General features: G+C 68.6%; 12 protein-coding genes and 1 pseudogene. 12 read left to right on the top strand and 1 reads right to left on the bottom strand.

Annotation, left to right across the window (positions count from 1 at the left end; translation table 11 throughout):
- Positions 1 to 68: 68 nt before the first annotated feature.
- From FAZ11_RS14710 to FAZ11_RS14655, 12 genes and pseudogenes are all read left to right on the top strand, one after another.
- Positions 69 to 743 (top strand): thermostable hemolysin, encoded by a 675-nt coding sequence (locus FAZ11_RS14710; RefSeq protein ID WP_058772122.1) that lies wholly within the window; start codon positions 69 to 71, stop codon positions 741 to 743.
- A complete protein-coding gene (locus FAZ11_RS14705; RefSeq protein WP_058772121.1) occupies positions 733 to 2,211 on the top strand; it encodes an AMP-binding protein in 1,479 nt (492 codons plus the stop codon). The genes FAZ11_RS14710 and FAZ11_RS14705 overlap by 11 nt, the downstream gene beginning before the upstream one ends.
- A complete protein-coding gene (locus FAZ11_RS14700; protein WP_058772120.1) occupies positions 2,208 to 2,891 on the top strand; it encodes an iron-containing redox enzyme family protein in 684 nt (227 codons plus the stop codon). The genes FAZ11_RS14705 and FAZ11_RS14700 overlap by 4 nt, the downstream gene beginning before the upstream one ends.
- Entirely contained in the window at positions 2,878 to 3,687 is an 810-nt protein-coding gene (locus FAZ11_RS14695) for an SDR family oxidoreductase (RefSeq protein WP_058772119.1), read from the top strand. Before FAZ11_RS14700 ends, FAZ11_RS14695 begins: the two co-directional genes overlap by 14 nt.
- Positions 3,684 to 4,331 (top strand): tetratricopeptide repeat protein, encoded by a 648-nt coding sequence (locus FAZ11_RS14690; RefSeq protein ID WP_058772118.1) that lies wholly within the window; start codon positions 3,684 to 3,686, stop codon positions 4,329 to 4,331. The genes FAZ11_RS14695 and FAZ11_RS14690 overlap by 4 nt, the downstream gene beginning before the upstream one ends.
- Positions 4,332 to 4,341: 10 nt before the next feature.
- Positions 4,342 to 5,001 (top strand): response regulator transcription factor, encoded by a 660-nt coding sequence (locus FAZ11_RS14685; protein WP_058761694.1) that lies wholly within the window; start codon positions 4,342 to 4,344, stop codon positions 4,999 to 5,001.
- Positions 4,998 to 6,371: a sensor histidine kinase gene (locus FAZ11_RS14680; RefSeq protein ID WP_058772117.1), complete on the top strand. Its 1,374-nt coding sequence runs from the start codon at positions 4,998 to 5,000 to the stop codon at positions 6,369 to 6,371. Before FAZ11_RS14685 ends, FAZ11_RS14680 begins: the two co-directional genes overlap by 4 nt.
- Before the next feature lie 61 nt (positions 6,372 to 6,432).
- Positions 6,433 to 7,770, top strand: a complete 1,338-nt coding sequence (locus FAZ11_RS14675; RefSeq protein WP_058772116.1) for a sigma-54-dependent transcriptional regulator — start codon at positions 6,433 to 6,435, stop codon at positions 7,768 to 7,770.
- A gap of 170 nt (positions 7,771 to 7,940) precedes the next feature.
- Positions 7,941 to 9,248, top strand: a complete 1,308-nt coding sequence (locus FAZ11_RS14670; RefSeq protein ID WP_058766574.1) for an MFS transporter — start codon at positions 7,941 to 7,943, stop codon at positions 9,246 to 9,248.
- Positions 9,249 to 9,422: 174 nt separating this feature from the next.
- Positions 9,423 to 9,731: a hypothetical protein gene (locus tag FAZ11_RS14665; RefSeq protein WP_058761698.1), complete on the top strand. Its 309-nt coding sequence runs from the start codon at positions 9,423 to 9,425 to the stop codon at positions 9,729 to 9,731.
- 480 nt (positions 9,732 to 10,211) lie between these two features.
- Positions 10,212 to 11,302, top strand: a pseudogene (locus FAZ11_RS14660) (IS481 family transposase); the annotation flags it as partial.
- 346 nt (positions 11,303 to 11,648) lie between these two features.
- Positions 11,649 to 11,981, top strand: a complete 333-nt coding sequence (locus FAZ11_RS14655; protein WP_058772115.1) for an endonuclease domain-containing protein — start codon at positions 11,649 to 11,651, stop codon at positions 11,979 to 11,981.
- Here FAZ11_RS14655 and FAZ11_RS14650 read toward each other — a convergent pair.
- Positions 11,968 to 13,932 carry a DNA topoisomerase III gene (locus tag FAZ11_RS14650; protein WP_058772114.1) on the bottom strand — a complete coding sequence of 655 codons (1,965 nt, stop codon included), beginning with the start codon at positions 13,930 to 13,932 and terminating at the stop codon, positions 11,968 to 11,970. The genes FAZ11_RS14655 and FAZ11_RS14650 overlap by 14 nt on opposite strands.
- Between the last annotated feature and the right edge of the window lie 176 nt (positions 13,933 to 14,108).

Below are 14,108 nucleotides of genomic sequence, written 5' to 3'. Positions count from 1 at the left end.
GGCGTACTTCAGATTGGCTTCAGTTTGATCGCCAAGACTGAGCGCCGTACTCCCCTGGAGCGGTCGCGATGTTCGACGTCACCTGGCACTCTTCCGCGAGCTTCACCCTGGCCGACCGTGGCGGTTCGCTCCTGGCCCGGCTGGAATCCCACGACGACCCCGCCCGCCCGGCCACCGAGGCCTTCATCGCCACACGCTTCGCCCTGGAACACGGCGCTCGCATCGCCCACTTCCTGCCGTTTCTGCTCACCCTGCGCACGGCCGATCAGAGCCTGCAGGCGGCGGTGGGGCTGCGCCCGGCCCGCGACCAGGCGCTGTTCCTGGAGACCTACCTGGCGCAACCGGTGGAAGCCTGCCTCGCGGCCGCGCTCGGTCAGGCCATCGACCGGAGCGAGGTGGTGGAGGTCGGCAATCTGGCCGCCCTGACTGCCGGCCAGGCACGCCTGCTGATCGTCGTCACCACCTGGCTGCTGGCCCGCAGCGGCCTGCGCTGGGTGACCTTCACCGGGGCGACGCGGCTGATCAACAGCTTCCACCGCCTTGGCCTGGCGCCGCAGATCCTCGCCGCGGCCGATCCGGCCCGCCTGGGCGCCGAGCGCGAGCGCTGGGGCTCCTATTACCGCAACGATCCCCAGGTCTGTGCCGGCGACATCCAGCAGGGTTACCGCCAGTTGCTGCACGCCGGCGTCTTCGCCCGCCTGGGCCTGCCCACACTCCCGGCGGAGGACTGCCATGTCGCCTGAAGCCAATCCCGTCGCCGACTTCTTCACCACCCTGGAACAGCACGCCTGGCACACCGCCCGCCCGGCGCTGGTCGGCAGTCACGAGACCTGGAGCTACGCCCGGCTGCTGCAGGAACTCACCGCCCGCGCCGCCTGGCTGCGCGAGCGGGAGGTGCAGCGCCTGGCGCTGGACCTGCCCAATGGCCCCGAGCTGCTGGCCTGGGACCTGGCCGCCCTGCGCGCCGGTATTCCCTGCGTGGTGCTGCCGGACTTCTTCAGCGCCGGGCAGCGCGCCCATGTGCTGGGTGACAGCGGCGCCGACCTGGTACTGGGCCGCGCCGAACGCAGCCCGGAATGGACCGCCGCCGGCTTCAGCCCGGTCGACGGCGCCTGGCGGCGGCCCGCCAGCGAGCGCCGCCCGCTGCCCGCGCGCACCGCCAAGCTCACCTACACCTCCGGCACCACCGGTACGCCCAAGGGCGTCTGCCTGCGGGCCACCGCCCTGCTGCGGGTGGCCGCCAGCCTGGAAGCCGCCAGCCGGCCCCTGGCGCCCCGGCGTCACCAGGTCCTGCTGTCGCTGGGCATCCTGCTGGAGAACCTCGGCGTCTACGCCGCCCTGCTGGCTGGCGCCGAGGTGCTGGTCCTGGACGGCGCCGAGCAGGGCATCACCGGCTCCACCGGTATCGACTGGGCACGCCTGGCCGGTTGTCTGCAGCAGCGCCAGGCGCACAGCCTGATCCTCATGCCGCAATTGCTGCAAGGCCTGGTGGAACTGGGCGAGCGCGGCCTGCTGCGGCTGGACGAGCTGAGCTTCGCCGCCGTGGGTGGGGCGCCGCTCAGTGAGGCCCTGCTGGCCCGCGCCGCCGCCCTCGACCTGCCGGTGTTCCAGGGCTACGGCCTGTCGGAGTGCGCTTCGGTGGTGGCCCTCAACCGCCCCGGTGCGACCCGTCTGGGCAGCGTCGGCCAACCCCTGCCCCACGTCCGCCTGCGCCTGGCCGCCGATGGCGAGGTGCTGGTCGGCGGCGCCGACTTCGCCGGCTACCTGGGTCAGCCCGACAGCGCCAGCGACGAGATCGCCACCGGTGACCTCGGCCACTTCGACGCCGACGGCTATCTGTACCTGCGCGGACGCAAGAAGCACCAGTTCAGCCTGGCCTCGGGCCGCAACGTCGACCCCGGCTGGATCGAGGCCGAACTCACCCAAGGTGGTCCCATCGCCCAGGCCTATGTCCAGGGCGAAGGCGCCCACCACCTGGTGGCGCTGCTCTGGCCGCGCCAGCCGGAGCTGCCCGACACCTTTCTCGCGGATCAGGTCGCCCGCCTCAACCAGCGGCTGCCCGACTATGCCCGCATCGGCGCCTGGCACCGGCTCGCCGAACCCTTCACCCCCGCCAACGGCCTGCTCACCGCGACCGGACGCCTACGCCGCGACGCCATCCAGGCGCACCACGCGGCCCTGCTCTCGGATCTTCTGGAGGTACACCCATGAGTTTCTTCGCCACCCTGCAAGCCGAAACCGCCGCGGAGCGCCAGGCGCTGTTCGAGGTGCCCATCATCCGCGCCGCCCTGGTCGGTGACGTCTCCCTGGAGAGCTACCTCGCCTTCCTCGGCCAGGCCTTTCACCACGTCCGCCACACCGCTCCCCTGATGATGGCCTGCGGCGCGCGGCTACCGGCGCGCCTGGAATGGCTGCGCGGCGCGGTCTGCGAATACATCGAAGAGGAATACGGCCACGACCAGTGGATCCTCAACGACATCGCCGCCTGCGGGGGCGACGCCGACGCCGTACGCCTCAGCCGCCCGGAGCTGCCCATCGAGTTGATGGTGGCCTATCTCTACGACTTCATCGCCCGCGACAATCCGGTCGGGCTGTTCGGCATGGTCAACGTGCTGGAAGGCACCAGCATCGCCCTGGCCACCCAGGCGGCCGGCGCCATCCGCAGCGGCCTGGGCCTGCCGGCCACGGCCTTCAGCTACCTGGATTCCCACGGCAGCCTCGACCAGGAACACATGGCGACCTATCGCCAGCTGATGGATCGCCTGGACGACCCGGCCGATCAGGCCGCGGTGATCCACGTCGCCAAAGTGGTCTATCGCCTCTATGCCGACATGTTCCGCGCCCTGCCCGGCGCCGGTCGGCAGCCGGAGCAGCACCATGCAGCTGCCTGAGTGCCGCATCCTGCTCACCGGCGCCAGCGGCGGCATCGGCCTGCCGCTGGTGGAGCAACTCTGCGCCGGCGGTGCCCAGGTGCTGGCGGTGGCGCGTGACACGAGCGTCCTGCAGCCGCTGGTCGAGCGCTTCGGCGCCCGGTTGCGCCTGTTCGATGCCGACCTCACCCAGCGCGCCGACCGCCAGGCGGTGCTGGCCGAGGCCAGTCGCGGCCAGGGCGTCAACGTGCTGCTCAACGCCGCGGGCAGCAACAGATTCGCCCTGCTCGAAGCCCTCGACGAAGACGCCATCGACGCCATGCTGGCGGTCAACCTCGGCGCCGCCATCCAGTTGACCCGCCTGCTGCTGCCGCTGCTGCGCCGCCAGCCGCGCGCGGTGATCGCCCATATCGGCTCCACCCTGGGCTCCATTGGTTATCCGGGTTATGCGCCCTATTGCGCCAGCAAGTTCGCCCTGCGCGGCTTCACCCAGGCGCTGCGCCGCGAACTGGCCGACACCCGGGTACGGGTGCTCTACGTCGCCCCGCGCGCCACCCGCACGGCGATGAACAGCCCGGCGGCCATGGCGCTGAACCAGGCGCTCAAGAGTTCGGTGGACGAACCCGCCGTGGTCGCCGGCGCGGTGCTCCGCGCCCTGGTCGAGGAGCGCCAGGAACTCTACTTGGGCTGGCCGGAAAAGCTCTTCGTGCGCCTCAACGGCCTGCTGCCCGGCCTGGTGGATCGCGCCCTGCGCCGTCAGCTGCCGGTCATCCGCCGCTTCACCGATACCCCCCTCGTCCCGGAGAAACGTCCATGAAGTCCCCCCGCCAGGCCCTTGGCCTGCTGCTCGCCGCCCTGCTCGCCAGCCCCTTCGCCCTGGCCGAGGACGCCCAGCGACTGGCGCAGATCCAGCAGCGCTGGGCCGAGATCCAGTACCGCCTGCCGGCGGGCGAGAAGACCGCCGCCTTCGAGCAACTGGCCGGTCAGGCCCGCGCCTTCACCCAGGCCGAGCCGCAGTCGGCACCGGCCTGGATCTGGCAGGGCATCGTGCTCAGCAGTTGGGCCGGTGCCCAGGGCGGCCTCGGCGCCCTCAGTAAGGTCAAGGAAGCCCGGACCGACCTGGAGCAGGCGCTCAAGCTCGACCCCAAGGCCCTGCAGGGCTCGGCCTACACCAGCCTCGCCGCCCTTTACGACCGGGTGCCCGGCTGGCCCATCGGCTTCGGCGACGCCAGCGAAGCCGATCGCCTGCTGCAACAGGCGCTCGTCCTCAACCCGAACGGCATCGATACCCTCTACTTCTGGGGCGACCACCTCTATCGCCAGAAGCGCTATGCTGAAGCCCGCGCCGCGCTACTCAAGGCCCAGCAGGCGGCGCCGCGTCCCGGACGAGAGCTGGCCGACCAGGGCCGCCGGGGCGAGATCGCCGCGTTGCTCAAGGACGTCGACCAGCAGCTGAAATAACGAGGGAGCCATGCGCGTCCTGCTCATCGAAGACGACCCCGACCTCGGCGCGGGCATCCGCTCCAGCCTGCGCGAAGAGGGCTACACCCTGGACTGGCTCAAGGACGGCGAGAGCGCCGTCCACGCCCTGCGCGAGGAAGGCTTCGACTTGGTGGTGCTGGATCTCGGCCTGCCGCGTCTCGACGGCATCCAGGTGCTGCGCCAGAGCCGGGCGAATGGTCTCACCACCCCGGTGCTGATCCTCACCGCCCGCGACGACACCGAGGATCGGGTCGCCGGCCTCGACGCCGGCGCTGACGACTATCTGGTCAAGCCCTTCGACATCAAGGAACTCAAGGCCCGCCTGCGCGCCCTGCTGCGCCGCCGCAACGGCCCCTCGCAGCTCCAGCTCGAAGGCGGCGGCATCGTGCTGGACCCGGCCACCCGGCGGGTCAGCTTCGAGGGCCAGCCGGTCAACCTCACGCCACGCGAATACCAGCTGCTGCACGAACTGCTGGCCAATCCCGGCAAGATCTTCAGCCGCGACCGCCTCATGGGGCTGCTCTACGGCTGGGACGAGGGCGTGGAGAGCAACACCCTGGAGGTGCACATCTACAACCTGCGCAAGAAACTGCGCGCCGACCTGATCCGCACCGTCCGGGGCATCGGCTACCGGCTCGAATGCCCATGACCTCCATCCGCCGCCGCACCGTCGGCCTGGTGCTCTCGCTGCTGCTGATCGGCACCCTGCTGATCGCCCTGACCAACATCCGCGACAGCCAGCGCGAGATCGGCGAGATCTACGACGCCCAACTGGCGCAGAGCGCGCGCATCCTCCAGGGCATGCTGCGGGCCGCGCCCCGCGCCGAGGGCCGCCAGGCCCTGTATGCCAGCATCACCGCCGCGCTCGCCGAAGTCACCGACAGCCCCTATGGCCACCGCTACGAAGCCAAGATGGCGTTCCAGGCCTGGAACGCCGGGGGTACTCCGCTGATGCGTTCGCCCAACGCGCCGGCCTTCGCCCTGCCGACTACTCCCGGCTTCACCGAACTGACCGTGGACGGCGCCGGCTGGTACGGCTTCCTGCTGCCCGATCCCGAGCATGACCTGATGCTCTGGGTCGGCGAGCGCGACGAGGTGCGCGCCGATCTGGTTCGCCGCATCCTGCGTCATACCCTCACCCCGCACCTAGTCGGCCTGGTGCTGCTCTCCCTGCTGGCCTGGCTGGCCATCGGCTGGGGCCTGCGACCCTTGCGGCGCATGGCGGCGCTGATCCGCCACCGCGATCCAGAATCCCTGCAACCGCTGCACCTCGAGCCGCTGCCGCGCGAGCTGGAACCCATGCAGGCCGCGCTGAATCGCCTGCTCTTGCAGATCGAACAACTGCTGCAACGCGAGCGCCGCTTCATCGCCGATGCCGCCCACGAGCTGCGCACCCCACTGGCGGTGCTGCGCCTGCACGCCCAGAACGCCCTGTCCGCCCAGACCGCGGCGGCCCGCGATGAGGCGCTGAAATTCGTCGTCAGCGGTACCGATCGCCTGACCCGGGTGGTCAACCAGCTGTTGATCCTCGCCCGCCTGGAACCCCGACCGAGCTGGAGCGACGAGCAGCGCTTCGAGCTGCGCACCGCCGTTGGCGCCACCCTGGAAGAACTGGGCCCCTGGATTCTCGACAAGGGTTTCGACCTCAGCTTCGAGGCACCGCCCACCGCGGCCCAGGTGCGGGGCGACAGCGCCATGCTCGGCATCGCCCTGCAGAATCTGCTGACCAACGCGGTCAACGTCTCGCCCCCTGGCGGTGAGATCCAGGTGCGGCTGGAAGTCGGCGCCGACTGGGCGGACCTCCTCATCCTCGACCAGGGGCCCGGCATCCCCGCCGAGGCCCTGCCCCGGCTGTTCGAGCGCTTCTACAGCAGCGGGGCGGCCAACGGCGCCGGCCTGGGCCTGTCCATCGTGCAGACCGTGGCCCAGCACCTGAACGGCCGCATCGAACTGGACAATCGACCGGACGGCGGCGCCTGCGCCCGCCTCGGCCTGCCGCTGCTATCCGCCGCCGATTGAGGACTCGACCGCCCCGCCGCCTTCGGGCAAGGTGACGGCGCACGGTCCGCGAGGGGCACCCATGGAACATCAGGTCTATCTGGTCGACGACGAAGCCAGCATCCGCGAGGCGGTACGCCAGTGGCTGGAGCTGTCCGGGCATCAGGTGCGGCTGTTCGCCCGCGCCGAAGACTGCCTGGCAGCGGTGACCCCGGACTTCGCCGGGGTGGTGGTCAGCGACGTGCGCATGCCCGGCATGGACGGCCTGGCCCTGCTGGACCGGCTGCAGGCGCTGGATCGCGACCTGCCGGTGATCCTGCTCACCGCCCACGGCGACGTCGCCCTGGCAGTGACCGCCATGCGCCAGGGCGCCTACGACTTCCTGGAAAAACCCTTCAGCCCCGGGGCCTTGCTGGGCGATCTCGGTCGGGCCCTGGAAAAGCGCCGGCTGGTGCTGGAGAACCGCCAGTTGCACCGCCGGGTGGACGACCAGAGTGCCCTCGCCCGTCGGCTGCTGGGGGTCTCGCCCGGTGTCGTCCGGCTGCGCCAGCAGATCCTCGACCTGGCGCCGACGCCGGTGAACGTCTTGCTGCGCGGCGAGACCGGCAGCGGCAAGGAACTGGTCGCCCGTTGCCTGCACGACTTCGGCCCGCGCGCCGGCAAGGCCTTCGTCGCCCTCAATTGCGCGGCCATTCCCGAGCAGTTGTTCGAGAGCGAATTGTTCGGCCACGAGAGCGGCGCCTTCACCGGCGCCCAGGGCAAGCGCATCGGCAAACTGGAATACGCCAACGGCGGCACCCTGTTCCTCGACGAGATCGAGAGCATGCCCCTGGCCCAGCAGGTCAAGCTCCTCCGGGTGCTGCAGGAACAGCGCCTGGAGCGCCTGGGCTCCAACCAGAGCATCGCCCTGGACCTGCGCATCGTCGCCGCCACCAAGCCGGATCTGCTCGAAGAAGCCCGCGCCGGCCGCTTCCGCGAAGACCTGGCCTACCGCCTCAACGTCGCCGAGTTGCACCTGCCGCCGCTGCGCGCCCGGCGCGAAGACATCCCGCTGCTGTTCGACCACTTCCTCGCCGAGGCCGGCGCGCGCCTGGGCCGCCCGGTCACCCCGCCCGGCGCCGCGCGCCTGGCCCAGTTGCTCGGCCATGGCTGGCCGGGCAACGTCCGCGAACTGGCCAACGCCGCCGAACGCGAGGTGCTGGGCCTGGGCGCACCCGCCAGCGCGGCCGCCAGCCACGCCCTCGCCGACCAGTTGGAAGCCTTCGAAGCCCAGTGCCTGCGCGCCGCCCTGGCCCGCCATGGTGGCGAGATCAAGGCGGTGATGGACGAACTGCAACTGCCCCGGCGCACCCTGAACGAGAAGATGCAGCGCCACGGCCTGCTCCGCGCCGACTTCCTCGACGGTCCCGAGGGCGACTGAGCGGCGATAGGCGGAAATCCGCTCATCGCCACGTATGTCCTGGCGGACTTCCGCTTACCAGGCCACCGAAAACCCAGCAAGAACGCCCCTTCACGGCTTGGCACGGCCGCTGCAATAGCCCTTGTCGACGCTCCGCGCGTACCTAATAACAACGACAAGAGGAACACCCTGTGGATAGCACCGCTACCCTCGCGGCCGGCCAGGCCGCGCCCAAGACCACCTCGCAACGCATCAAATCCATCTTCAGCGGTTCCGTCGGCAACCTGGTCGAGTGGTTCGACTGGTACGTCTACGCCGCCTTCTCGCTGTACTTCGCCAAGGCCTTCTTCCCCCAGGGCGACCAGACCGCCCAGTTGCTCAACGTCGCCGCCATCTTCGCCGTGGGCTTCCTGATGCGCCCGATCGGCGGCTGGCTGATGGGCCTCTACGCCGACAAGGCCGGACGCAAGGCCGCGCTGATGGTCTCGGTGATCATGATGTGCGCCGGCTCCCTGATCATCGCCCTCACCCCCAGCTACGCCAGCATCGGCGTGGCCGCGCCGATCATGCTGGTCTTGGCGCGCCTGCTGCAGGGGCTCTCGGTGGGCGGTGAATACGGCACCTCCGCCACCTACCTGAGCGAGATGGCCACCAAGGAAAGCCGCGGGTTCTATTCCAGCTTCCAGTACGTGACCCTGATCTCCGGTCAGTTGCTGGCCCTGGCCACCCTCATCGTGCTGCAGCAACTGCTCACCGTGCAGCAGCTGGAAAGCTGGGGCTGGCGCATCCCCTTCGTCATCGGCGCCGCCTGCGCCGTGACCGCCCTCTACCTGCGCCGCGGCATGGAAGAGACCAGCTCCTTCAAGAAGTCCGAAAAGCCCAAGGAATCCCTGATGCGCACCCTGGCGCGGCATCCCAAGGAATTCTTCACCGTGGTCGGATTGACCATGGGCGGCACCCTGGCCTTCTACACCTACACCACCTACATGCAGAAATACCTGGTCAACTCGGTGGGCATGAGCAAGACCGACGCCACCTCCATCTCGGCGGCCACCCTGTTCCTCTTCATGCTGCTGCAGCCCCTGGTCGGGGCGATCTCCGACAAGATCGGCCGGCGCCCGGTGCTGATCGCCTTCGGCGTGCTGGGCACCCTGTTCACCTATCCGATCCTCACCGCCCTGGGCAGCGTCACCTCCTGGTGGGGCGCCTTCTGGCTGATCATGGCGGCGCTGGTGATCGTCAGCTTCTACACCTCGATCAACGCCGTGGTGAAGGCCGAGCTGTTCCCCACCGAGATCCGCGCCCTCGGCGTCGGTCTGCCCTATGCCCTCACCGTGTCCATCTTCGGCGGCACCGCCGAGTACATGGCCCTGTGGTTCAAGAGCATCGGCATGGAGAGCGGCTACTACTGGTACGTAACCGGCTGCATCGCCTGCTCGCTGCTGGTCTACGTCTTCATGAAGGACACCCGCGACCACTCGCGCATCGTGCACGAATAACCGCTCGTCCGGGGTGCGGGCCTCTCGGTGGCAAGATTTGGCCGTCCGGCCCGCTCCCCTTCACCTGGGCTTTCCGGCACGCCATCGTAGTGTCACCGGCAGCCGTCGCATCGGCCGTTCCTCCGGCCAATGTGGCGAGTTCGCCCCCTCCTCCCAAGCCCCGGTTACACACTCATGGAAATCGACTACGGTCCCAGCTATGCCAAACTGGGTCTCCAGTTCCAATACCAATGGAGCACCCTGCTGCGTGATGCCCTGAAGAAACACGGCATCACCGACGCCCAGGCCAAGGCCATCTGCGGCGACTTCGCCTTCGACCTCTCCAAGCTCATCGACGAATCCGAGATCCAGGCGGATGGCGTCTCCTACCGCCCGGTGATCGCCTTCACCGAGGACGAGGAAACCCTGCTGGTCCAGTCGGCCGAGTTCGACTACCACGAAGCGGCCTACGCCACCGCGGCGGCGGCGTTCGAGAAGAAGTAAGCCGGGCGGGGGCTTGTGCGCCCCCTCACCCAAACCCTCTCCCGGAGGGAGAGGGAGTTGTCTGGAGCGGGAGGCGGGTCTCCCCTCCAGATCACGCTCCACAGATGTTCTCAGAGTTGCCGCGATAGCGATTTCTGCGATCTGGACGAGTCCAGGTACCAGGCGATACTCAGCAGTAGCCCATCGCACCTTGTTACCCCCTCTCCCTCCGGGAGAGGGCTGGGGTGAGGGCAAACCCAACGCCATAGCGCCTTCAGTCCCTAGCTATTTCCTACTCAGAAAGCCCAGACTGGAAACCCGCAAAACCCTCGCGTCAGAGCCATCGCCAAGCCAAAATCCTCAGGCGATACTTCATAACATCACCCTCGCTCCACACCGCCCCCTCTCCCTCCGGTGTATGGCCCGGGGACATAGTGAACACCTGTTCGGAGACAGGGTGGACACTTCACGCTGTGGCATTTGGCAGGTGGGAGCAGGCCGATGCTGTGGCAGGAGAGGTCCACGATGGAGCTACGCGAAGAATTTGTTGGCTTGGCCCAACAGACGGGAGCGAACGTACGCCTACTGTGTCGCCGCTTCGGGATTAGTCCGACGACGGGATACAAGTGGCTGGCGCGTGCCAGGGCCGGTGAGGCGCTGACGGATCGCTCGCGCCGTCCAGCGACGTCGCCAAGCCGCTGTGCAGCGGAACAGGAGGCGCAGGTCATGGCCTTGCGCGCGCAGCACCCGGCTTGGGGAGCACGTAAGCTGGCGCGTCGGCTGGAGGATCAGGGCGTGCCGATGCCGGCTATCAGTACGGTACATGCGATCCTGGTCCGCCACGGCGCGGTGAGCGCGGCTGCTTCAGCGGCGGCCAAGCCCTGGCAGCGCTTTGAACACCCGCACGCCAACGATCTGTGGCAGATGGACTTCAAGGGGCATGTACCCCTGTTGCGGGGACGCTGTCATCCGTTGACCGTATTGGACGACCATTCGCGCTACGCAGTGGTGTTGCAGGCCTGCGGCGACGAGCGGGAAAGCACCGTGCGTCAGTGCCTGATCGCCGCCTTCGAGCGCTATGGCCTGCCGGCGCGAATGACCATGGACAACGGCAGCCCCTGGGGCACGGACGGCCAGCATTACACTCGGTTGGACGTCTGGCTGATGGCCCAGGGCATCCGGGTCAGCCATTCGCGCCCCTATCATCCGCAGACGCAGGGCAAGGACGAACGCTTCCACCGCACGCTCAAGGCCGAAGTCCTGCAAGGCCCGCCGTGGGCAGACCTGGACAAGGCGCAGCGGGCCTTCGACCACTGGCGACAGCTTTACAATGCCCAGCGGCCGCATCAGGCGCTGGGCATGCAGTTGCCCCAGACACGCATCAACCCAGCCCCCGCGCCTATTGCCACACGCCATCCGCGCCGTTGTACGCTGAAGGCGGTATCGTCCGCACGGTACGCGATCAGGGGCTCATCAACTGGCGAGGCCAGCAGTGGCACGTGGGCAAGGCCTTCATCGGCGAGCCCGTGCTGATCCGTGCTGAGAGCGTGGACGGCCAGTACGACGTGTTCTGGCGCACCTGGCGCATCGCGTGTTTGAACGCACACACCCGGACGGCGACGACGGGACGTTCCGTCGCCTGACACCTGTCCACCTTGTCCTCGAACAGGTGTCCACCATGTCTCCGGGCTATACACTCCGGGAGAGGGCTGGGGTGAGGGCAAACCCGCCCCCAAGCGCCTTCAGTCCCTAGCTATTTCCTACCCAGCAAGCCCAAACTGAGAACCCGCAGAACCCTCACGCCAGAGCCATCACCAAGCCAAAATCCTCAGGCGATACTCCACCGCATCCGCCCACTCCATACCGCCCCCTCTCCCTCCGGGAGAGGGCTGGGGTGAGGGCAAACCCAACACCAAAAACCCAAGGGAACGGATTCCCATGCCCCTCATCACCCACGCCCGCAGCCTGCGCCGCAACCAGACCGATGCCGAACGCGCCCTCTGGCAGCACCTGCGTGGCAAGCGTCTGCAAGGACTCAAGTTCCGCCGCCAGCATCCCCATGGCCGCTACATCCTGGACTTCGTCTGCCTGGAAGCCCGCCTGGTGATCGAGCTGGACGGCGGCCAGCATCAGGACAGCCCGGCCGACCGCGAGCGCGATGCCTGGCTGCGAGCCCAAGGCTTCCAGATCCTGCGCTTCTGGAACCACGACGTCCTGACCCAGCCCGAAGCCGTACTCGAACGCCTCTTCGCCACCCTCAGCCCGGCTTGACCCTCGGCTTGCGTGCCCGCGGCGGAGCGCCAGCCGTCTTCGCCGTCGCCTTGGCCTTGCTCCCACCGGTGCGCCGCTTCTTCTTCCAGGGCGCGCCCTTGCCGGCAGGTGGCGGGCCGCTGATGGTCAGGGTCAGGCCGAGACAGCGCTCCACCTGCTTGCCCATCCAGGCCGATTGCTTGGCGACGAATTCGGCCAGGCTCAGTTCGCCCTCCTGCACCCGATCCAGCGCCTGCTCCCAGAGCGCCGTGGTCCCCGGATCGGCGATGGCGCGGGGTACGGCGTCGATCAGGCCGAAGGCCGCCGGCGTCGCCGCCAGGGCCTTGCCCTGCTTGACCAGGTAGCCGCGGTCCAGCAGGCCCTGGATGATGCTGGCGCGGGTCGCTTCGGTGCCGATGCCGGTGGTGTCCTTGAGCTTCTGCTTGAGCGCCGGGTCTTCCACCAGCTTGGCGACGTTCTTCATCGCCTTGATCAGATCGCCCTCGGTGAAGGGTTTGGGCGGCTGGGTCAGTTGATCCTTGCAGCGCACCTCGACCACCGGATAGTCCGCGCCCTCATGCAAGGTGGGCAGCGCCTGGGGCGGCGGCGCCTCGCGGCCTTTCGGTGGCGTCAGGGCCTCGGGCAGGGCGCGGCGCCAGCCCGGTTCCACCAGCCGCTTGCCGGTGGCGCGCAGCCGTTCGCCGCCGGCTGCGAAGTCGGCCTGGGTGCGGTCGAATTCATGATGCGGCAGGAACTGCGCTAGATAGCGCGCGCGGATCAGGCCGTAGACGTTGCGCTCCTGGGGACTCAGGCGGCCCAGATCGCGCGTCACCAGGGTCGGGATGATGCCGTGGTGGGCGCTGACCTTGGCGTCGTTCCAGGCCCGCGAACGACGGCTGGCGTCCAGGTGCTCGCGCAGCGGCGCGAGACTGCTATCGGCGCCCAGCAAGGCCGCCAGCAGCGCCGCTGCCTCGGCGTGCTGGGACAGCGGCAGGTAGCCGCAATCGCTGCGCGGATAGGTGATCAGCTTGTGGGTTTCGTAGAGCGCCTGGGCGATGTCGAGGGTCTGCTGGGCACCCAGGTTGAAGCGCTTGGAGCAGACCTCCTGCAGGGTACCCAGATCGAAGGGCAAGGGCGCCGCTTCACGGATGCGCTCGGTCTTGAGCCTGACCAGCCGTGCCTGGCCGGCCGCTTCGATAGCCTGGGCTGCCGCCTGGGCGACGTCCGGCTTCAAGCACCGGCCCTGGTCGTCGCAGACGTCCTCCGGGGGCTGCCACTGGGCCTGGAAGCGACTGCCCGAGGCGTCCAGCGTGGCTTCCACGGTCCAGAAGGGCACCGGCACGAAAGCCGCGATGGCGCGATCGCGATCCACCACCAGGCGCAGGGTCGGGGTCTGCACTCGCCCGACCGAGAGCACGCCCTGGTAGCCCGAGCGCCGTCCCAGCAGGGTGAACAGCCGACTCATGTTCATGCCGATCAGCCAGTCGGCCCGCGAACGCCCCAAGGCCGACTGGTAAAGCCCGTAGGTGTCGGCGCCGGGCTTGAGCGCGGCCAGGGCGCGGCGGATGGAAACATCGTCCAGCGCCGACAACCACAGCCGGCGGATCGGCCCGCGATAGCGACAGTGGTCCACCAGCTCGCGGGCGATCATCTCGCCCTCGCGGTCGGCGTCGGTGGCGATCACCAATTCGCTGGCCTCGCCCAGCAGGCGCTTGACCGCCTTGAACTGGCTGCCGGTGGTCTTCTTGACCTGCAGCTTCCATTGCTCGGGGACGATGGGCAGATCATCCAGTGACCAGCGCTTGTAGCGGGCGTCATAGGCATCTGGCGGCGCCGTTTCCAGCAGATGGCCGATGCACCAGGTCACGGTCACGCCCTGCCCCTGCAGGCAGCCCTCGCCGCGCCGGGTGGCGCCAAGGACACGGGCGATGTCCTTGGCCTGGGAGGGTTTTTCGCAGAGATACAGCTGCATGGTCGGCGTCGCGCGAAGGGAATCGCCACAGGATGCAAAGCCTGCGCGAGCGGCGCAAGGACTAATCTGTATATCCGTACAGAAGGCAGCCTTTGCGCCAATACGCTCAACAGGCCACAACATGCTCAGGACGTGGATCACAGCTTGAACGGTGACCGCCGCGGACGCGGAATCTT

Origin of the sequence: Pseudomonas rhizoryzae (assembly GCF_005250615.1) — a bacterium.
Taxonomy (GTDB): Bacteria; Pseudomonadota; Gammaproteobacteria; order Pseudomonadales; family Pseudomonadaceae; genus Chryseomonas; species Chryseomonas rhizoryzae.
The sequence above is the reverse complement of the archived record's forward strand: the minus strand, read 5'-3'. Positions and strand labels throughout refer to the sequence as shown.

Excerpts from the sequence above, each read along its gene's own strand:
- FAZ11_RS14710 (WP_058772122.1), top strand. The coding sequence starts at position 69 with ATGTTCGACGTCACCTGGCACTCTTCCGCGAGCTTCACCCTGGCCGAC.
- FAZ11_RS14705 (WP_058772121.1), top strand. The coding sequence starts at position 733 with ATGTCGCCTGAAGCCAATCCCGTCGCCGACTTCTTCACCACCCTGGAA.
- FAZ11_RS14700 (WP_058772120.1), top strand. The coding sequence starts at position 2,208 with ATGAGTTTCTTCGCCACCCTGCAAGCCGAAACCGCCGCGGAGCGCCAG.
- FAZ11_RS14695 (WP_058772119.1), top strand. The coding sequence starts at position 2,878 with ATGCAGCTGCCTGAGTGCCGCATCCTGCTCACCGGCGCCAGCGGCGGC.
- FAZ11_RS14690 (WP_058772118.1), top strand. The coding sequence starts at position 3,684 with ATGAAGTCCCCCCGCCAGGCCCTTGGCCTGCTGCTCGCCGCCCTGCTC.
- FAZ11_RS14685 (WP_058761694.1), top strand. The coding sequence starts at position 4,342 with ATGCGCGTCCTGCTCATCGAAGACGACCCCGACCTCGGCGCGGGCATC.
- FAZ11_RS14680 (WP_058772117.1), top strand. The coding sequence starts at position 4,998 with ATGACCTCCATCCGCCGCCGCACCGTCGGCCTGGTGCTCTCGCTGCTG.
- FAZ11_RS14675 (WP_058772116.1), top strand. The coding sequence starts at position 6,433 with ATGGAACATCAGGTCTATCTGGTCGACGACGAAGCCAGCATCCGCGAG.
- FAZ11_RS14665 (WP_058761698.1), top strand. The coding sequence starts at position 9,423 with ATGGAAATCGACTACGGTCCCAGCTATGCCAAACTGGGTCTCCAGTTC.
- FAZ11_RS14655 (WP_058772115.1), top strand. The coding sequence starts at position 11,649 with ATGCCCCTCATCACCCACGCCCGCAGCCTGCGCCGCAACCAGACCGAT.
- FAZ11_RS14650 (WP_058772114.1), bottom strand. The coding sequence starts at position 13,932 with ATGCAGCTGTATCTCTGCGAAAAACCCTCCCAGGCCAAGGACATCGCC.